Source organism: Rhizobium sp. AN80A (assembly GCF_030053015.1).
Classification (GTDB): Bacteria; Pseudomonadota; Alphaproteobacteria; order Rhizobiales; family Rhizobiaceae; genus Rhizobium; species Rhizobium metallidurans.
Genome location: NZ_JASJPX010000003.1, coordinates 2853285 through 2871096, shown reverse-complemented (window position 1 = coordinate 2871096; position 17812 = coordinate 2853285). Strand labels below are relative to the sequence as shown.

At 61.0% G+C, this 17812-nt stretch carries 20 protein-coding genes; 17 read left to right on the top strand and 3 right to left on the bottom strand.

Annotated elements, in window-relative coordinates; translation table 11 throughout:
- Positions 1-19 precede the first annotated feature (19 nt).
- Genes P3R82_RS25855 through dnaQ form a run of 4 tightly spaced genes read left to right on the top strand, consistent with a single transcriptional unit; the run spans position 20 to position 2786 of the window.
- Positions 20-619 carry a Maf-like protein gene (locus tag P3R82_RS25855; protein ID WP_283195850.1) on the top strand — a complete coding sequence of 200 codons (600 nt, stop codon included), beginning with the start codon at positions 20-22 and terminating at the stop codon, positions 617-619.
- Positions 612-1469: a shikimate dehydrogenase gene (locus P3R82_RS25850; protein ID WP_283195849.1), complete on the top strand. Its 858-nt coding sequence runs from the start codon at positions 612-614 to the stop codon at positions 1467-1469. Before P3R82_RS25855 ends, P3R82_RS25850 begins: the two co-directional genes overlap by 8 nt.
- On the top strand, positions 1469-2080 hold the full coding sequence (gene coaE, locus P3R82_RS25845) for a dephospho-CoA kinase (protein ID WP_283195848.1): 612 nt from the start codon (positions 1469-1471) through the stop codon (positions 2078-2080). The genes P3R82_RS25850 and coaE overlap by 1 nt, the downstream gene beginning before the upstream one ends.
- Positions 2073-2786 carry a DNA polymerase III subunit epsilon gene (gene dnaQ, locus P3R82_RS25840; protein WP_283195847.1) on the top strand — a complete coding sequence of 238 codons (714 nt, stop codon included), beginning with the start codon at positions 2073-2075 and terminating at the stop codon, positions 2784-2786. Before coaE ends, dnaQ begins: the two co-directional genes overlap by 8 nt.
- A gap of 48 nt (positions 2787-2834) precedes the next feature.
- On the opposite strand, the gene secB is transcribed toward dnaQ, so the two are convergent.
- On the bottom strand, positions 2835-3311 hold the full coding sequence (secB, locus tag P3R82_RS25835) for a protein-export chaperone SecB (RefSeq protein ID WP_018901123.1): 477 nt from the start codon (positions 3309-3311) through the stop codon (positions 2835-2837).
- A 106-nt stretch (positions 3312-3417) separates the two neighbouring features.
- Positions 3418-3921, bottom strand: a complete 504-nt coding sequence (locus tag P3R82_RS25830; RefSeq protein WP_283195846.1) for an FxsA family protein — start codon at positions 3919-3921, stop codon at positions 3418-3420.
- A gap of 125 nt (positions 3922-4046) precedes the next feature.
- Here P3R82_RS25830 and P3R82_RS25825 point away from each other — a divergent pair, with 125 nt between their 5' ends.
- The 5 genes from P3R82_RS25825 (at position 4047) to gyrB (ending at position 9380) form a co-directional block, all read left to right on the top strand.
- Positions 4047-4751 (top strand): Tim44/TimA family putative adaptor protein, encoded by a 705-nt coding sequence (locus P3R82_RS25825; protein WP_183900079.1) that lies wholly within the window; start codon positions 4047-4049, stop codon positions 4749-4751.
- Entirely contained in the window at positions 4744-5862 is a 1119-nt protein-coding gene (locus P3R82_RS25820; RefSeq protein WP_283195845.1) for a murein transglycosylase A, read from the top strand. The genes P3R82_RS25825 and P3R82_RS25820 overlap by 8 nt, the downstream gene beginning before the upstream one ends.
- Positions 5862-6437: a Smr/MutS family protein gene (locus tag P3R82_RS25815; RefSeq protein WP_283195844.1), complete on the top strand. Its 576-nt coding sequence runs from the start codon at positions 5862-5864 to the stop codon at positions 6435-6437. Before P3R82_RS25820 ends, P3R82_RS25815 begins: the two co-directional genes overlap by 1 nt.
- Positions 6434-6811 carry a helix-turn-helix transcriptional regulator gene (locus P3R82_RS25810; RefSeq protein WP_018901128.1) on the top strand — a complete coding sequence of 126 codons (378 nt, stop codon included), beginning with the start codon at positions 6434-6436 and terminating at the stop codon, positions 6809-6811. Before P3R82_RS25815 ends, P3R82_RS25810 begins: the two co-directional genes overlap by 4 nt.
- 133 nt (positions 6812-6944) lie before the next feature.
- Positions 6945-9380, top strand: coding sequence for a DNA topoisomerase (ATP-hydrolyzing) subunit B (gene gyrB, locus P3R82_RS25805; protein WP_183900082.1), 2436 nt, complete (start codon positions 6945-6947; stop codon positions 9378-9380).
- Positions 9381-9446: 66 nt separating this feature from the next.
- On the opposite strand, the gene P3R82_RS25800 is transcribed toward gyrB, so the two are convergent.
- Positions 9447-10040 (bottom strand): nitroreductase family protein, encoded by a 594-nt coding sequence (locus P3R82_RS25800; protein ID WP_283195843.1) that lies wholly within the window; start codon positions 10038-10040, stop codon positions 9447-9449.
- A 243-nt stretch (positions 10041-10283) separates the two neighbouring features.
- On the opposite strand from P3R82_RS25800, the gene P3R82_RS25795 reads away from it, so the two are divergent.
- The 8 genes from P3R82_RS25795 to accD all read left to right on the top strand — a co-directional run bounded on the left by P3R82_RS25795 (position 10284) and on the right by accD (position 17789).
- Positions 10284-11126 carry a fumarylacetoacetate hydrolase family protein gene (locus P3R82_RS25795; protein ID WP_283195842.1) on the top strand — a complete coding sequence of 281 codons (843 nt, stop codon included), beginning with the start codon at positions 10284-10286 and terminating at the stop codon, positions 11124-11126.
- A 204-nt stretch (positions 11127-11330) separates the two neighbouring features.
- A complete protein-coding gene (locus tag P3R82_RS25790; protein WP_283195841.1) occupies positions 11331-12608 on the top strand; it encodes a polyhydroxyalkanoate depolymerase in 1278 nt (425 codons plus the stop codon).
- Positions 12609-12753: 145 nt separating this feature from the next.
- Positions 12754-13188, top strand: a complete 435-nt coding sequence (locus P3R82_RS25785; RefSeq protein ID WP_183900090.1) for a DUF2852 domain-containing protein — start codon at positions 12754-12756, stop codon at positions 13186-13188.
- Positions 13189-13276: 88 nt separating this feature from the next.
- Entirely contained in the window at positions 13277-14038 is a 762-nt protein-coding gene (locus P3R82_RS25780) for a M48 family metallopeptidase (RefSeq protein WP_283195840.1), read from the top strand.
- 74 nt (positions 14039-14112) lie between these two features.
- On the top strand, positions 14113-14781 hold the full coding sequence (locus P3R82_RS25775; RefSeq protein WP_283195839.1) for a phosphoribosylanthranilate isomerase: 669 nt from the start codon (positions 14113-14115) through the stop codon (positions 14779-14781).
- A 2-nt stretch (positions 14782-14783) separates the two neighbouring features.
- Positions 14784-16004, top strand: a complete 1221-nt coding sequence (gene trpB, locus P3R82_RS25770; protein WP_283195838.1) for a tryptophan synthase subunit beta — start codon at positions 14784-14786, stop codon at positions 16002-16004.
- Positions 16005-16007: 3 nt separating this feature from the next.
- Positions 16008-16847, top strand: coding sequence for a tryptophan synthase subunit alpha (trpA, locus tag P3R82_RS25765; protein ID WP_283195837.1), 840 nt, complete (start codon positions 16008-16010; stop codon positions 16845-16847).
- Positions 16848-16886: 39 nt separating this feature from the next.
- Positions 16887-17789, top strand: coding sequence for an acetyl-CoA carboxylase, carboxyltransferase subunit beta (gene accD / locus P3R82_RS25760; protein ID WP_047509149.1), 903 nt, complete (start codon positions 16887-16889; stop codon positions 17787-17789).
- Positions 17790-17812 lie beyond the last annotated feature (23 nt).

Here is a 17812-nt window from a genome sequence, read left to right as displayed (position 1 = left end):
AACCGCGCCGAGAGCACAGATGATACCGAAACTCATACTCGCTTCCTCCAGCCCCTTCCGTCGCATGCTGATGGAAAATGCCGGCTTGTCCTTCGAGGCTCATCCAGCGAAGGTCGACGAGCGGGCAATCGAAGCACCACTCGAACGGGATGGCGCAACGCCCGATGCGATCGCGCTGGTCCTGGCCAAGGCGAAAGCCAAAGAGGTAAGCGATCGCTCGCCGGGCGCGATCGTGATCGGTTCCGATCAGACGATGTCGCTGGGGCAGCGCACATTTCATAAGCCGAAGAGTATGGAAGACGCAGCCGGTCATCTCGCAGCGCTGTCCGCGCAGACCCACAGGCTGAACAGCGCGGTCGCGCTTGCCTATAATGGCGATATCATCTGGGAGCATGTCTCGCGTGCCGAATTGACGATGCGTCCGCTCACGGACGATTTCATCGCACGGCATCTGAACCGGGTCGGCGATCGCGCCCTGAGCAGCGTCGGCGCCTATCAGCTTGAAGGGGAGGGCCTGCAGCTGTTCTCTAAAATCGATGGCGACTACTTCACCATATTGGGGCTGCCGATGCTGCCGCTTCTGGAAAAATTGAGAGAGCTGGGTGCGATCGATGGATGATTCACGTGAAACAATCGGCCCGCGCGCCTTCGTCACCGGCTTTCCCGTCAAGCATTCGCGCTCGCCGATCATACACGGCTATTGGCTGAAGTCGCTGTCTCTCGATGGAAGCTATCGCGCCCATGAAGTCGCCCCGGGTGATTTTCCGGCTTTCATCCAATCCTTGAAATCAGGCGCATCGGACTTCGTCGGCGGCAACGTCACGATCCCGCACAAGGAGATGGCGTTCAAATTGGCCGATGAGCCGGACGACCTTTCACAGGAACTCGGCGCGTCCAACACGCTCTGGCTCGAGGATGGCAAGCTGAAGGCCACGAACACCGATGGCCGCGGCTTCACCGCAAATCTGGATGAGCGCCATCCCGGATGGGACAAGGTGCGCTCGGCGGTCATCCTCGGTGCGGGCGGCGCCAGCCGTGCCGTCATCCAGGCCGTTCGCGATCGCGGCATCAGAGAGATCCACCTCGTCAATCGCACGGTCGCCCGCGCCGTCGAACTCGCGGATCGTTTTGGAGAAGCGGTGCATCCGCATCCGATGGCGGCTCTTTCCGAAGTGATGAAAGGCGCTGGTCTCTTTATCAACACGACGTCGCTCGGCATGGAGGGAGAGATCGCGCCCGATATCGACTTCTCGCCGTTGCAGCCGGACGCCGTTGTCACGGATATTGTCTATGTACCGCTGAAGACGCCCATTCTTGCGCAGGCTGAGGAACAGGGTTTCGCGACCGTCGATGGTTTGGGTATGCTGCTGCACCAGGCGGTACCCGGCTTCGAGAAATGGTTCGGAAAGCGGCCGGTCGTCGACGGGACACTTCGTGCCATGATCATCGCTGATATGGAAAAGCATTGATGCTGAAAATCGGACTGACCGGCTCGATCGGGATGGGCAAGTCGACGACGGCGAAGCTCTTTGCCGATGCCGGTCTGCCGGTCAACGATGCCGACGCCGTCGTCCATGACCTGTATTCGGGCGCCGCCGCGCCGCTCATCGATGTCGCCTTTCCCGGATCGGTGAAGAATGGCACGGTCGATCGTCAGGAACTGGGCCGGCAGCTTGCATCGCGTCCCGAAGGTTTCAAGCAACTGGAGCGGATCGTTCATCCTCTTGTCCGCGAACGCGAAGCGATGTTTCTCGACGAACAACGCGGGCAGGGCACACCCATGGTCCTTCTCGACATACCGCTGCTTTTCGAGAGCGGCGCCGCGGATCGGGTCGATGTCGTCGTCGTCGTCAGCTGTGATCCACAGATTCAGCGGCAGCGGGTACTTGCGCGTCCGAACATGACGGAAGAGAAATTCAATATGATTCTCTCGCGCCAGACACCCGATGCGGAAAAGCGCCGGCGCGCGGATTATGTGATCGATACCGGTCATGGCATCGACCAGGCCAGGGAGCGGGTCGGCGCCATTATCGCGGACCTGAGACAGCGGATAGCGAACGGAGATTTCCCGAATGCGTGAAATCATTTTCGATACGGAAACCACCGGGCTCGACAACCGCACCGATCGCATCATCGAAATCGGTGGCATCGAACTCTTCAATCACTTTCCGACGGGAAAGACGCTGCACATCTATATCAGTCCGGGAGACCAGAAGGTCCATCCGGACGCGCTCGCCGTTCACGGGATCACCGACGAGTTCCTGAAGGACAAGCAGCCCTTCGCGGCGGTGGCGCAGGAGATACTCGATTTCTTCGGCGAAGGCAAGTGGATCGCCCACAACGCCACCTTCGACATGGGCTTCATCAATGCCGAGCTGGCGCGGCTTTCCCTGCCGCCGATCTCTCCCGAGAATGTGATCGATACGCTGTCGATGGCCCGGCGCAAGCATCCGATGGGGCCGAACTCGCTCGATGCGCTCTGCCGCCGCTATGGGATAGACAACTCGCATCGCGCCAAGCACGGCGCCTTGCTCGACTCCGAACTGCTCGCCGAAGTCTATATCGAGATGATCGGTGGTCGCCAGACAGCACTTGGTCTCGGTGTGACGCAGAACAACGGCGCCTCGGAACGCAACGACAGCGATGATGATATTGTTCTGGTCGCGCTGGAGCGGCCGCGACCGCTAGCACCGCGCCTGAGCGAAACCGAAGCCGAGCAGCATGATGCGCTGATTGCCAAGCTCGGGCAAAAAGGCATCTGGGCTAAATACGATCGCCCAAACTAAAATGCCCGGGCGCTGGCCCGGGCATCTCGGTCGTCATTTGATCAGGAATTAGTTTGCCTGCACCTTGGCGCGGGCCTGCTCTTCGGCAACACGCTGGGCAAACATCTGCGAGAAATCGATCGGGTCGATCATCAGCGGCGGGAAGCCGCCGTTGCGGGTTACGTCGGCGATGATCTGGCGCGCGAACGGGAAGAGCATGCGCGGGCACTCGATGAAGAGAACCGGCAGCATGTGTTCCTGCGGGAAGCCGGCGATCCGGAAGACGCCACCATAGACGAGCTCCGTGTGGAATACCGTCTTGTCGCCTTCCTTGGCTTCGGCGTTCAAGGAGAGAACGACGTCGAAGTCGGTGTCGGAAAGCGGGTTGGCGTTGACGTTGACATTGATGTTGATGGCCGGTGCCTTGTCGCGGGCCTGCAGCGAACGCGGTGCACCAGGATTCTCGAAGGAAAGATCCTTGGTGTACTGTGCTAGGATGGTGAGGCTCGGGCTCGTTGCGCCGTTATTGCTGTTTTCGCTGTCCATTGGCTTTTCCTCGAGGGCATTGGATTTCGCCGCATCTATCATTTCGACGATGTCGTTACAACCCTAGGCCAGCCGGCGGTAATCAGGAAAGGCTCCGGCAAGAGCCTCATTCGCCAAGGCTTTTGCCGGACCACGGCGACTTGCCGTTCGGGTCGCGCTGATAATCCTCCGCATCGAGATCGACGACATTGGCGTTGTTATCGCGATAGGGGGATTTCGGCGATGTCCGGGACGGGCCGCCGGACGCGCCGACTACCACGAAACGGCGGCTCACGTAGTTCCACGCAAGATCCCGCACCGCTGGGATGAAGATGAGCAGCGCGACGATATCGCTGATGAAGCCCGGGATGATCAGGAGCAGCGCGGCGATGACGAACATCGCTGGCCGCAGCAGCTCGCGCCCAGGCATCGCGCCGGTGCGTCCCTCCATGGACATGCGTTTCAGGATGCCGATACCCTGCCGTCGCAACAGCATCATGCCGGCCACGAAACTCAGCATGACAAGTCCGAGCGTTGCCCAAAGACCGATCGCCTTGCCGACAATCACGAAGCCCGCGATCTCGGCCAACGGCATCAGCAACAGAAAACCAGGCAGCATTGTGAGGCGCATTATGTCTATCCGGCTCTCACCGGCTCCATTGAAATCGGTCCAACGTACCGGACCCATTTGAATCATCTGTATATGCAGACTATATGGGTATAGAAATTCCAGATGTTAACAGATTGCGGCGGGATATGGGTTCAAACGACTTCATCACTTTGTTTTTTCTCGTGGCGGCGGTGCTGATATTTTTGCAGCTTCGCAACGTCCTTGGTCGACGCACGGGCAATGAGAAGCCGCCGCGCGATCTCTATACGCCGCGCGATGCCGCCGGTCCCGAGGCGCAGGATGCCGGAAAGGTAGTAACGCTGCCGCGGCGCGATGCAGCCGGCGAGGAAGAAGACCGTTTCGCGGCGATCGATGCCTTCGCGCCAGCCGGCACGCCGCTCAATGAATCGTTGCGGGAAATGAACAAGGCCGATCCCTCCTTCAGCCCGAAGGAGTTCGTCAACGGCGCCCGCATGGCCTATGAAATGATCGTGATGGCCTTTGCCGATGGCGATCGCAAGACGCTGAAGAATTTGCTGTCGAAGGAAGTCTACGAGGGCTTCGACGCGGCGATCGCGGATCGCGAAAGCAAGGGCGAGAAGGTCAAGTCGACCTTTGTCGGTATCGACAAGGCCGAAATCAAGAATGTCGAGGTCAATGGCAGCGAAGCGCAGATCACCTTGCGCATCATCAGCCAGATGATTTCCGCGACCTATGACAAGGCCGACGTCCTTGTCGACGGTGACGCGGAGACGGTTGCCGAAATCAGCGACCTCTGGACATTCGCCCGCGACACCCGCTCGCGCGATCCGAACTGGAAACTCGTGGCCACCGAATCGGAACATGAGTGATGATGAACGAGGCTTTGCCCTCGAGGCGATAGGCTTTGACGACCTGGAAGGCTGGAGGGATGACGACCCCTCCAGCCTTTTCGAGGCTATGGAAGCCTGCCGCCACCATATTGAAGAGACCAAACCCTACCGCACCGGATCGCTGGGCCTGACCAGCGCCGATCTTCTCGAATTGCTGCGATCAGCGCGCGACGCACGGCCGATATCGGCAAGCGAGGCGCGCGCTTTCTTCGAAGCGCACTGTCGTCCCTTCGCCATCAGGCGAACCGACGGCGAGCCCGGTTTCGTCACTGCCTTTTACGAGCCCGAGATAGCTGTTTCATCTGCGCCCGACGACGAATACCGGTTCCCGTTCTACCGCCGCCCTGATGACCTCATCGACCTCGACGATCAGAACCGCCCCGCCACGATGGATACGAGCTACATGTTCGGCCGATTGCGTGAGGGAACGGTCGGGCATTATCTCGACCGTGCCGCCATCGACAAGGGTGCGCTGGAAGGGCAGGGGCTGGAGATCGCCTGGGCGAAATCGAAGGTCGATGTCTTCTTCGTGCATGTCCAGGGCGCCGCGCGCCTGCGTTATCCCGACGGCCGCACGGGGCGCATCACCTATGCGGCAAAGGCCGGCCATCCATTCTCGGCGATCGGCAAACTGCTGATCGATCTCGGCGAGATCGACCGGGCGAGCATCTCTATGCAATCGATCCGGCATTGGCTGGCGACTAATCCCGACCGCGTCGACGACATCCTCGCGCACAACCGATCCTACATTTTCTTCCGCGAGGTCGAGGTCGACAACGAGGCTGCCGGCCCGGTCGCGGCCGCCAAGGTACCGTTGATCGCAGGGCGGTCGCTGGCCGTCGATCGCATGATCCACACCTTCGGCTTTCCGTTCTACATCCAGTCGCAAGGCCTCCTGCATTTGCAGGGCGGAAAGCCCTTCCAGCGCCTGATGCTGGCGCTCGACACCGGTTCGGCCATCGTTGGCCCTGCGCGCGGCGATATTTTCACCGGCTCCGGTGACGCGGCCGGCGAGCTTGCGGGCACCGTGCGCCACGATGCCGATTTCGCGATCCTCATTCCGAACAAAGCCGCCGTGAGGTTTGCGTGATGGCGAAGGATCGCAAGCTCAGCGCCGACGAACGCATCTTGTGGGGCAAGGTCGCGCGCAGCACGCGGCCGATGCCTGGCAACACCGGCGCGATGAACGAACTCGATGCCTTCCTGGTCGAAGCCGAAAAGGAAGCGGATGCCGCCACCCTGAAAGCCGCCGCGCCAAAGTCGGCCGCCGGCGCCGGCGGTCAGCTGGAACCGTCAGCGGCGCCGAAGCCCGCGGGCGGTATCCATCATCCGCTGGAGCGCCCGGTCAAACGCAAGATCGCCAAGGGCCGCCTAGCGCTCGAAGCCCGCATCGATCTCCACGGCCTGGTTCAGAGCGAAGCGCACATCATGCTGCTCGAATTCCTGATGCGGGCCCATGACCGTGGCATGCGCCATGTCCTCGTCATCACGGGCAAGGGCAGTTCGCTCGGCAGCGATGGCGCGTTGAAACGTGCCGTGCCGATGTGGTTCTCCAAGCCCGAATTTCGCTACCTCATCTCGTCTTACGAGGCGGCGGCGCAGCATCATGGCGGCGAGGGCGCGCTCTACATCCGCTTGTCTCGTCGCGTAGGCGATCGGCTATGACGCCGTTCGGGGAAGCGATCCGCAAGCTGAGAGAGCGCAAGGGGGTGTCGCAGAAGCAGATGGCGGAAGCGTTGAACGTCTCTCCGGCCTATCTCTCGGCACTCGAGCACGGAAAGCGTGGCGTTCCGACCTTCGACCTTCTGCAGCGCATCGCCGGCTACTTCAACATCATCTGGGACGAAGCCGACGATCTGTTCCTGATCGCGCGCTTTTCCGATCCGCGAATTGTCATCGATACCTCGGGTTTGGCGGCCGAGTACACGACCTTCGCCAACCGCTTGGCGGGGTCTATTCGCCATCTGGATGAGGCGACATTGGCAAAACTGTCGGAGGTTCTTGAAAATGCGGAAAACGCCGACGGAAAACGGTCATAATCCCCTGTTTTATGCGCTCTTGGCGACCGCCGGCATTGGGAACTTCATGCAAAAACCCTATATTCAACGTGATTAAGGCCGGTGATTCGCCCGCGTGTCACCACGGCATCGACAACAGGGAATTCTCGACAATATGACCGATACACCCGCGACGGAAAACGGCGTTAGCACCGAGTATGGCGCAGACTCGATCAAGGTCCTGAAAGGTCTTGACGCCGTGCGCAAGCGCCCCGGCATGTATATCGGTGATACCGATGACGGCTCCGGTCTGCATCACATGGTCTACGAAGTCGTCGACAACGCCATCGACGAAGCCCTGGCCGGTCATGCCGACATCGTCACCGTCACGCTCAATGCCGATGGTTCCGTCACCGTGACCGACAACGGCCGCGGCATCCCGACGGACATTCACAGCGGCGAAGGCATTTCCGCTGCCGAAGTGATCATGACCCAGCTGCACGCCGGCGGTAAGTTCGACCAGAACTCCTACAAGGTCTCCGGAGGTCTGCACGGCGTCGGCGTTTCCGTCGTCAACGCGCTGTCCGTCTGGCTGAAGCTGAAGATCCGTCGCCAGGGCAAGATCCACGAGATGAGCTTCACGCATGGCGTTTCGGACGCCCCGCTCAAGGAAACCGGTGATTCCGGTGGCCTGACCGGCACCGAAGTCAGCTTCATGCCGAGCTCCGAAACCTTCACGATGATCGAGTTCGATTTCAACACGCTCGAACACCGCCTGCGCGAACTGGCCTTCCTCAATTCCGGCGTCCGCATTCTCCTGACCGACAAGCGTCATTCCGACGTGCGTCAGGAAGAACTGCTTTATGATGGCGGCCTCGAAGCCTTCGTGTCCTACCTCGATCGCGCCAAGAAGCCGCTGGTCGAGCGCCCGGTCGCCATTCGCGGTGAAAAGGATGGGATCACCGTCGAAGTGGCGATGTGGTGGAACGACAGCTATCACGAGAATGTGCTCTGCTTCACCAACAACATCCCGCAGCGTGATGGCGGCACCCACATGGCCGGCTTCCGCGCCGCGCTGACCCGTCAGATCACCTCCTATGCCGATACCTCGGGCATCACCAAGAAGGAGAAGGTTTCTCTGACGGGTGACGACTGCCGCGAAGGCCTGACCGCTGTCCTGTCGGTCAAGGTGCCGGATCCCAAGTTCTCGTCGCAGACCAAGGACAAGCTCGTTTCATCAGAAGTTCGTCCGGTCGTCGAAAATCTCGTCAGCGAAGCGCTGAGCACCTGGCTGGAAGAACATCCGGCCGACGCCAAGATCCTCGTCGGCAAGGTGGTCGAAGCCGCCGCTGCCCGCGAAGCCGCCCGCAAGGCGCGTGAGCTGACGCGCCGCAAGGGCGCGCTCGATATTGCCTCGCTTCCCGGCAAGCTCGCCGATTGTTCGGAACGCGACCCCGCCAAGTCCGAAGTCTTCCTCGTCGAGGGTGATTCGGCAGGCGGTTCGGCCAAGCAGGGTCGCTCGCGCGAAAATCAGGCCATTCTGCCACTGCGCGGCAAGATCCTGAACGTCGAGCGCGCGCGTTTCGACAAGATGCTGTCGAGCCAGGAAATCGGCACGCTGATCACCGCGCTCGGCGCCGGCATCGGCAAGGACGAGTTCAACGCCGACAAGCTGCGCTACCACAAGATCATCATCATGACGGACGCTGACGTCGACGGCGCCCACATCAGAACGCTGCTGTTGACCTTCTTCTTCCGCCAGATGCCGGAACTGATCGAGCGCGGTCATATCTACATCGCCCAGCCGCCGCTTTATAAGGTGTCGCGCGGCAAATCGATCCAGTATCTGAAGGACGAAAAGGCACTCGAGGAATACCTCATCGCCCAGGGTCTCGACGACGCCGCGTTGACACTCGGCAGCGGTGAAGTGCGCGTCGGGCAGGATCTGCGCGAGGTGATCGTCGATGCGCTGCGTCTGCGCGCGCTGCTCGACAATCTGCATTCGCGCTACAATCGCGCCGTCGTCGAGCAGGCGGCCATTGCCGGCGCGCTCAACGCCGAAGCGATCAGCGATGGCGCCCGCGCCCAGGAACTGGTTGCCGAAGTCGCGCGTCGCCTCGACGTTATCGCTGAGGAAACCGAGCGTGGCTGGGAAGGCGGCCTGACGAGTGAAGGCGGCCTGCGTCTCGAGCGAATGGTTCGAGGCGTCAAGGAAGTCGTGGTTCTCGACATGGCGCTCATCGGGTCGCAGGATGCCCGCCTGATCGACCAGATGTCGGCTCGCCTGAAGGAAATCTACCAGACGCCGCCGAAGCTGACGCGGCGCGACGGTAACATGGAACTGTCGGGTGCGCGCGAACTTCTGGAAGCGGTTTTCGCAAGCGGCCGCAAGGGCTTGACCATGCAGCGCTACAAGGGCCTCGGCGAAATGAACGCCGAGCAGCTCTGGGAAACCACGCTCGATCCGAACGTTCGTTCGCTGCTGCAGGTGCGCGTCAGCGACGCCACGGATGCGGATGGTCTCTTCGCCCGCCTCATGGGCGATGAGGTCGAGCCGCGGCGCGAGTTCATCCAGGAAAACGCGCTCAACGTCGCCAATCTCGACATCTGATCGCTGGCGTTATCCAAGGAACGGCCCTGTGGCTCACCAGCCGCGGGGCCGTTTTCTATTGTGCTCTTATCCGGCTACGAATTTGCCCTTGAAGGCGACTTCGGCGAGCGGCTTGCGCTGGCTGGGGAATTCGCGCTCCTGGTTGCGTTCCGACAGCACGCTCTTGTCGGCAAGGCGCCCGAAGGCAATTCCCGCTTCGACGCGGTAACCTTCCGGAATGGCGAATGTGTCGCGGATCTCGTCGTGCTTGATGCCGCCCATGCCGTGGGCGTAGAAGCCGGAAAACTTGGCCTGCAGCGCCAGATAGCCCCACGCGGTGCCGGCGTCGAAAGAGTGCGTGTAGCTCTTGCGCCCCTCGGAAAAGTCGCCATTGAAGCCCTTCGACACCACGAAGATGAGCGCCGAAGCATTCTTCGCCCACTCCTGGTTGGAGTCCACCAGGAGCGATACAAATCTGTCGAAGTCGTCCGAACCCTTCAACGAATAGATGAAGCGCCACGGCTGCTGGTTGGCGGACGATGGTGCCCAGTGGGCGGCGTCCAGCACGGTCAGGAGGTGGGCCTCATCGATGATTTCGCCGGTAAAGGCGCGGGGCGACCAGCGGTCGAGAAAGATCGGCTCGATTGGATATTGGGATTCGCGGCTGTTGCTCTTTGTCATGGTCTTTCCGACAGTTGGTGGCGGGGCGCCGAGGTGATCTCCTCGGCAAACGCACTCTTGCCACCCTCGGAGATCAGTCAAGATATGTGTGCAACTGGCGCCGGAAAGACAGTGTCCGCGCCGTTCAATTTTTGCCGGCTTTTGTAATCGGACCGTACCGCTGGCATGAAAAGCCGTAATGACACCGGTGAATAATTCGTTCATAGGTGATGAACACATGGCTCACGCTGAGGAGGAAATTCGATGAAGCTCATGCGCGTTGGAGAGATTGGCCGGGAAAAGCCGGCGATGCTGGATGCGGACGGCAAGATCAGGGATCTGTCCGGTCATGTGTCCGATATCGCGGGTGCGGCGATTTCGCCCGAAGGTCTGGCCAGGCTCTCGGCGATCGACCCGAAAACCCTTCCCGAACTTCAGCCAGCCCGCATCGGCGCCTGCGTTGCCGGCACCGGCAAGTTCATCTGCATTGGTCTCAACTTCTCCGACCACGCCGCCGAGACCGGCGCCACGGTACCGCCCGAACCGGTCATCTTCATGAAGGCCACCTCGGCCATCGTCGGCCCGAACGACGACGTCCTCATTCCGCGCGGCTCCGAAAAGACCGATTGGGAAGTCGAGCTCGGTGTCGTCATCGGCAAGACCGCCAAATATGTCAGCGAAGCCGACGCGCTCGACTACGTGGCGGGCTATTGCGTCTCACACGACGTTTCCGAACGCGCCTTCCAGACCGAGCGCGCCGGTCAGTGGACCAAGGGCAAATCCTGCGACACCTTCGGCCCGATCGGCCCATGGCTGGTGACCAAGGACGAGATCGCTGATCCGCAGAACCTCGGCATGTGGCTGAAGGTCAATGGCGAAACCATGCAAAACGGATCGTCGAAGACCATGGTCTATGGCGTTGCCTTCGTAGTTTCCTATCTCAGCCAGTTCATGTCGCTGCATCCGGGCGATGTGATCTCGACGGGTACGCCTCCCGGCGTCGGCATGGGCATGAAGCCGCCGCGTTTCCTGCGCGCCGGCGACGTTGTCGAGCTCGGTATCGAAGGTCTCGGCACGCAGAAGCAAACATTTCAGGCCGATCTCTAGGCGTTTGACGAGTGTTAAGCATTTGAGCGCAGCATCATGCCGGGGAGAGAATCCCCGGCATTTCTTTATTGCGGTGCGGATCGCTCATGTTGCTGTGCAACAAAAACCTGTTACTGTGCGTTGAGATGCCAGCACATCGTTGGAAAGAGTTCGATGCCTTTCAGCAGGCGTCATCTTCCAGATGAAAGAAAGGTGATGCATCTCATGTTTTACCAGCTTTACGAATTGAATCATGCCGCGATGGCGCCTTACCGCGCCGTCGCCGATATCATGCGGCTTGCCTATGCCAACCCGCTCAATCCTCTTTCCCAGACCCCATGGGGTCGGACGATGGCTGCGGCACTCGAGATGTTCGAGCGCACCACGCGCCGCTACGGCAAGCCGTCCTTTGATCTGCCGCAGACCGTCGTCGGCGACAAGAAGGTCGCCGTTCGCGAGGAGATCGTCTGGGCGCGCCCTTTCTGCAATCTATTGCATTTCTCGCGTAATCTTCCGGCCGCCCACGGTCCCGATCCGCGCATCCTGATCGTCGCGCCGATGTCCGGGCATTACGCGACACTGCTGCGCGGCACCGTCGAGGCGCTCCTCCCGCACGCGGATATCTACATCACCGATTGGATCGACGCCCGCATGGTGCCGATGACCGACGGTACCTTCGATTTCAACGACTATGTCGATTACGTCATCGAGATGCTGCATTTCCTCGGGCCGGACACGCATGTGATCGCGGTCTGTCAGCCCTCCGTGCCGGTGCTTGCGGCGGCCGCGGTCATGGAAGAGGCCAACGATCCGTTGTCGCCGGCGTCGATGACGCTGATGGGCGGGCCGATCGACACCCGCATCAACCCGACCGCCGTCAACCAGCTGGCCAAAGACAAGCCGCTGGAGTGGTTCGCCGAAAACGTGATTATGAACGTACCCTGGCCGCAGCCGGGCTTCATGCGGCCGGTCTATCCAGGCTTCCTGCAGCTCTCCGGTTTCATGTCGATGAACCTTGACCGGCATTTGGTTGCCCACAAGGAGTTCTTCATGCATCTGGTGAAGAACGATGGCGAGCCGGCCGAGAAGCATCGCGACTTCTACGACGAATATCTCGCCGTCATGGATATGACGGCCGAGTTCTATCTGCAGACGGTCGATCAGGTCTTCATCAAGCACGCGCTTCCCAAGGGCGAACTCGAACATCGCGGCAAGCTGGTCGACCCCACGGCGATCCGCAACGTGGCGCTTCTCACCGTCGAGGGCGAGAACGACGACATCTCCGGCGTCGGCCAGACCAAGGCCGCGCAGACCATCTGCGTCAATATTCCCGAGCATATGCGCATGCATTACCTGCAACCGGATGTCGGGCACTACGGCGTCTTCAACGGTTCCCGCTTCCGCCGCGAGATCGCGCCGCGCATCATCAACTTTGTTCGTGAACATGGCCGCGCGGGAAAGCCGGCGGTCAAACGCGTGATCAAGGGCGGCAAATCCAACTGATTCGCAATCATCTGATTTAATGTTTTGCTTTCAAGACCTTGTCCGATTTGGCCGGAGATCGTCTTGAAGCCGCGTCGAACGGTAACCACATCGATTTCCAGCGTTCGGCATTCCGCCGGGCGCGAAAATGCGAGGATACCGCACGATGAACCAGTCAGCATTGCTTCGCCCGGATTGGACTCCGGCTACCATTGCCCTGATGATCCTCGGCTTCGTGGTTTTCTGGCCTCTGGGTCTCGCCATGCTCGCCTACATCATCTTCGGGGATCGTCTGCGCGGCTTCAAGCGCGACGCCAACAACGCCGCCGATGGATTCTTCGCCGGCTGCCGACGCTCGCATGGCCGCTATCGCCCGCACTTCACCACGGGCAATGTCGCCTTCGACGATTGGCGCAAGGCCGAGCTCGACAGGCTCGAGGAAGAACGCCGCAAGCTCGATGAAATGCGCGAGGACTTCGAAACCTATGTGCGCGAGCTTCGCCGCGCCAAGGACCAGGACGAGTTCGACCGCTATATGCGCGATCGCAAGAACACGCGCCGCGATGATGACGGCCCGGTTGCCGAATACCAGGCGCCGTAACCGCGATCGGCATCAAAACATCGGCCGGCACCCTCAGGTGCCGGTTTTTCTTTGACCGGACTGGCGACGAATCATATAGAAAATGCCGATGTTCCCGCTCTTGTCCAAGCCACGCAGCAGCGTCCGCAAACCGGTCCCGCCGGAGACCCGTACGCTCGACGTTGCCGGACGGCTGATGCCGCTGACGATAAAGCAGCACGAGCGCGCGACCCGCATCACGCTGCGCATCGAGCCCGGCGGCCGCGCCCTGAAGATGACGATCCCGAGCGGCCTGGCGCGACGCGATGTCGATGCCTTCCTCGACCGTCACCAGGGCTGGCTCATGACCAAGCTCGCGAAGTTCTCGACCGATGCCGGTCTTCGCGAAGGCGGCACGATCCTGTTTCGCGGCGTGTCCCATCGCATCCAGCATACGGGCAGCCTGCGCGGATTGACCGAAGCGACCACGATCGATGGCAGGCCGGTGCTGCGGGTGAGCGGCATGCCGGAGCATCTTGGCCGCCGCATCGCGACCTTTCTGAAGAAGGAAGCGCGGGCAGATCTCGAGCGCCTGGCGAAATTCCATGCGCATTCGATCCGGGCGCCGATCAAGTCGATCTCGATGAAGGATACGCGCAGCCGCTGGGGTTCCTGTTCGGCCGAGGGAAACCTCAGCTTCTCCTGGCGCATCATCATGGCGCCGCCCTCCGTCGTCGACTATCTCGCCGCCCACGAAGTCGCCCATCTCAAGGAGATGAACCACGGTCCCCGCTTCTGGGCACTGTGCGAGAAGCTGTGCCCCGGTATGGAGGATGCCAAATCCTGGCTGAAGCGGCACGGCAGCCTGCTGCACGCGATCGATTTCGACTGACAGGCCACGGTTCAAAATATCGCGGCACTCGGAATTGGCTCGACTCACGGCCTTTTTCGTGTCACTTCGCTGCCATGAAACCGGATATCAAAATCTGCGGCCTGAAAACGGCCGAAGCGATCGATCGCGCGGTGACGCGCGGCGCGACCCATATCGGCTTCATCTTCTTCGAAAAGAGCCCGCGCTATATCGAGCCCGATGACGCCGCCAGGCTGGCCGACCGGATACGCGGCCGCGCCAAGATCGTTGCCGTCGTGGTCAATCCGACCAATGACGATCTCGACGAGATCGTTGCAACATTGAGGCCGGATATCCTTCAGCTTCACGGTGACGAGAGCCCCGAGCGCGTTTTGACCATAAAGGCCGTGTACGGTCTGCCTGTCATGAAGGCGTTTTCGATCCGCACCGCCGATGACCTGAAGCGGGTCGAAGCCTATATCGGCATTGCCGATCGTTTCCTCTTCGATGCCAAGCCTCCGAAGGGATCGGAATTGCCCGGCGGCAATGGCGTGTCCTTCGATTGGACGTTGCTCAGCTGGCTTGACGGCACCGTGGATTACATGCTTTCCGGTGGCCTGAACAAGGACAACATCGCCGAAGCCCTTGCCATCACCAAGGCACCGGGGCTCGATGCGTCCTCCGGCCTGGAAAGCGCGCCAGGGGTGAAAAGCGTTGCGCTAATTGACGAGTTTTTCGATGCGGTCGAGCAGGCTTGCCGGCCTGAAATGGCCTCAGGGAGTTGATAGTGAACGAGACCCCAAAACCCAATTCATTCCGCTCCGGCCCCGATGAGGACGGTCGCTTCGGCATTTACGGTGGCCGCTTCGTCGCCGAAACGCTGATGCCGCTGATCCTGGACCTCCAGGCGGAATGGGACAAGGCAAAGACCGATCCGGAATTCCAGGCGGAACTGAAGCATCTCGGCACGCATTATATAGGCCGCCCAAGCCCGCTCTATTTCGCCGAACGGCTGACGGCTGAACTTGGCGGCGCCAAGATCTACTTCAAGCGCGAAGAGCTCAATCACACCGGCTCGCACAAGATCAACAACTGCATCGGCCAGATCCTGCTTGCCAAGCGCATGGGCAAGACCCGCATCATCGCCGAAACCGGTGCCGGCCAGCACGGCGTTGCCTCGGCAACCGTCGCCGCCCGCTTCGGTCTTCCCTGCGTCGTCTACATGGGCGCGACCGATGTCGAGCGCCAGGCGCCGAACGTGTTCCGCATGAAGCTTCTGGGCGCCGAAGTGAAGCCGGTCACCGCCGGCCACGGCACGCTCAAGGACGCGATGAACGAGGCGCTACGTGACTGGGTCACCAATGTCGACGACACCTATTATCTGATCGGCACGGCCGCCGGCCCGCATCCCTATCCCGAGATGGTGCGCGATTTCCAGGCCGTCATCGGCGCCGAAGCCAAGGAGCAGATGCTGGAAGCCGAAGGCCGCCTGCCTGATCTCGTGGTCGCTGCCGTCGGCGGCGGCTCGAATGCCATCGGCATCTTCCATTCCTTCCTGGATGACGCCAGCGTCAAGATCGTCGGCGTCGAAGCCGGCGGCAAGGGCCTTCAGGGCGACGAGCATTGCGCCTCGATCACCGCGGGCTCGCCCGGCGTTCTCCACGGCAACCGCACCTATCTGTTGCAGGATGGCGACGGCCAGATCAAGGAAGGCCACTCGATTTCGGCCGGTCTCGATTATCCCGGCATTGGCCCCGAGCACTCCTATCTGAACGATATCGGCCGCGTCGAGTACGTGCCGATCATGGACCACGAAGCGCTCGAAGCCTTCCAGACGCTGACTCGCCTCGAGGGCATCATCCCGGCGCTCGAGCCCTCGCACGCACTGGCCGAAGTCATCAAGCGCGCCCCGAAGATGGGCAAGGACGAGATCATCCTGATGAACCTGTCCGGCCGCGGCGACAAGGACATCTTCACCGTCGGCAAGATTCTGGGAATGGGTGCATAAGTCATGACCGCACGTATGGACAAACGCTTTGCCGCTCTGAAGGCAGAAGGCCGCCCGGCGCTGGTCACCTATTTCATGGGCGGCGATCCCGATTACGACACCTCGCTCGGCATCATGAAGGCGCTGCCGGAAGCAGGCTCCGATATCATTGAGCTCGGCATGCCTTTTTCCGATCCGATGGCCGATGGCCCGGCGATCCAGATGGCCGGCCAGCGTGCGCTGAAGGCCGGTCAGACGCTGAAGAAGACGCTGCAGCTCGCAGCCGACTTCCGCAAGACCGACAACGACACGCCGATCGTTCTGATGGGTTACTACAACCCGATCTATGTCCACGGCGTCGAACAGTTTCTCGACGACGCGCTGGAGGCCGGAATCGATGGCCTCATCGTCGTCGACCTGCCGCCGGAGATGGATGACGAACTCTGCATCCCCGCCCTGCGCAAGGGCATCAACTTCATCCGTTTGGCCACCCCGACCACCGATGACAGGCGCCTGCCGGCCGTTTTGAAAAACACCTCCGGCTTCGTCTACTATGTCTCGATGAACGGCATCACGGGCTCGGCGCTGCCGGATCCGACTCTGGTCGCCGGTGCCGTCAAGCGCATCAAGAACCACACCGATCTGCCTGTTTGCGTCGGCTTCGGCGTCAAGACTGCCGATCATGCGAAGGTCATCGGCGCCTCGGCCGACGGCGTCGTCGTCGGCACGGCAATCGTCAATCAGGTAGCACTCAGCCTGACCAAGGACGGGAAGGCGACAGCCGATACCGTACAGGCTGTCGCAACGCTCGTTCGCGGGCTGTCATCGGGAACACGTTCGGCGCGCCTTGTTGCTGCCGAATAGTTTTCCCACATTGGCAAGAGTTAATCAGGAGTTTTCGACTTGAACTGGATCACCAACTACGTTCGCCCCCGCATCAATTCCATGCTGGGCCGCCGCGAAGTGCCGGAGAACCTCTGGATCAAGTGCCCGGAAACGGGCGAAATGGTCTTCCATAAGGATCTCGAGGACAACAAGTGGGTCATCCCGGCCTCCGGCTATCACATGAAGATGCCGGCCAAGGCACGCCTGACCGACCTCTTCGACGACGGCGCCTATGAAGCGCTGATCCAGCCGAAGGTTGCCCAGGATCCGCTGAAGTTCCGCGATTCCAAGAAATATACGGATCGCCTGCGCGACAGCCGCATCAAGACCGACCAGGAAGACACGATCGTTGCCGGCGTCGGCAAGGTTCGCGGCCTGAAGCTCGTCGCAGTCGTACATGAGTTCAACTTCATGGGCGGCTCGCTCGGCATCGCCGCCGGCGAAGCGATCGTCAAGGCCTTCGAGCGCGCCATCGCTGAGAAGTGCCCGCTGGTCATGTTCCCGGCATCGGGCGGCGCCCGCATGCAGGAAGGCATCCTGTCGCTGATGCAGTTGCCGCGCACCACCGTTGCCGTCGACATGCTGAAGGAAGCCGGCCAGCCCTACATCGTCGTGCTGACAAACCCGACGACGGGCGGCGTCACCGCCTCCTACGCCATGCTCGGCGATATCCACATGGCCGAGCCCGGCGCCGAAATCTGCTTCGCCGGCAAGCGCGTCATCGAGCAGACCATCCGCGAAAAGCTGCCGGAAGGCTTCCAGACGTCGGAATATCTGCTTGAGCACGGCATGGTCGACATGGTCGTCAAGCGTCATGACATTCCCGATACGCTCGCGCGTGTCCTGAAGATCCTGACGAAGAAGCCGGCTGCCGTTGCCAACGAAAACACCGGCACGCTTGCGATCGCCGCAAGCGCCTGACCGCGAACATCACAGGCGGGTTG

Bases quoted from the DNA above. Each gene is read 5' to 3' on its own strand.
- P3R82_RS25855 (WP_283195850.1), top strand. From the start codon at position 20: ATGATACCGAAACTCATACTCGCTTCCTCCAGCCCCTTCCGTCGCATG.
- P3R82_RS25850 (WP_283195849.1), top strand. From the start codon at position 612: ATGGATGATTCACGTGAAACAATCGGCCCGCGCGCCTTCGTCACCGGC.
- coaE (WP_283195848.1), top strand. From the start codon at position 1,469: ATGCTGAAAATCGGACTGACCGGCTCGATCGGGATGGGCAAGTCGACG.
- dnaQ (WP_283195847.1), top strand. From the start codon at position 2,073: ATGCGTGAAATCATTTTCGATACGGAAACCACCGGGCTCGACAACCGC.
- secB (WP_018901123.1), bottom strand. From the start codon at position 3,311: ATGGACAGCGAAAACAGCAATAACGGCGCAACGAGCCCGAGCCTCACC.
- P3R82_RS25830 (WP_283195846.1), bottom strand. From the start codon at position 3,921: ATGCGCCTCACAATGCTGCCTGGTTTTCTGTTGCTGATGCCGTTGGCC.
- P3R82_RS25825 (WP_183900079.1), top strand. From the start codon at position 4,047: ATGGGTTCAAACGACTTCATCACTTTGTTTTTTCTCGTGGCGGCGGTG.
- P3R82_RS25820 (WP_283195845.1), top strand. From the start codon at position 4,744: ATGAGTGATGATGAACGAGGCTTTGCCCTCGAGGCGATAGGCTTTGAC.
- P3R82_RS25815 (WP_283195844.1), top strand. From the start codon at position 5,862: ATGGCGAAGGATCGCAAGCTCAGCGCCGACGAACGCATCTTGTGGGGC.
- P3R82_RS25810 (WP_018901128.1), top strand. From the start codon at position 6,434: ATGACGCCGTTCGGGGAAGCGATCCGCAAGCTGAGAGAGCGCAAGGGG.
- gyrB (WP_183900082.1), top strand. From the start codon at position 6,945: ATGACCGATACACCCGCGACGGAAAACGGCGTTAGCACCGAGTATGGC.
- P3R82_RS25800 (WP_283195843.1), bottom strand. From the start codon at position 10,040: ATGACAAAGAGCAACAGCCGCGAATCCCAATATCCAATCGAGCCGATC.
- P3R82_RS25795 (WP_283195842.1), top strand. From the start codon at position 10,284: ATGAAGCTCATGCGCGTTGGAGAGATTGGCCGGGAAAAGCCGGCGATG.
- P3R82_RS25790 (WP_283195841.1), top strand. From the start codon at position 11,331: ATGTTTTACCAGCTTTACGAATTGAATCATGCCGCGATGGCGCCTTAC.
- P3R82_RS25785 (WP_183900090.1), top strand. From the start codon at position 12,754: ATGAACCAGTCAGCATTGCTTCGCCCGGATTGGACTCCGGCTACCATT.
- P3R82_RS25780 (WP_283195840.1), top strand. From the start codon at position 13,277: ATGTTCCCGCTCTTGTCCAAGCCACGCAGCAGCGTCCGCAAACCGGTC.
- P3R82_RS25775 (WP_283195839.1), top strand. From the start codon at position 14,113: ATGAAACCGGATATCAAAATCTGCGGCCTGAAAACGGCCGAAGCGATC.
- trpA (WP_283195837.1), top strand. From the start codon at position 16,008: ATGACCGCACGTATGGACAAACGCTTTGCCGCTCTGAAGGCAGAAGGC.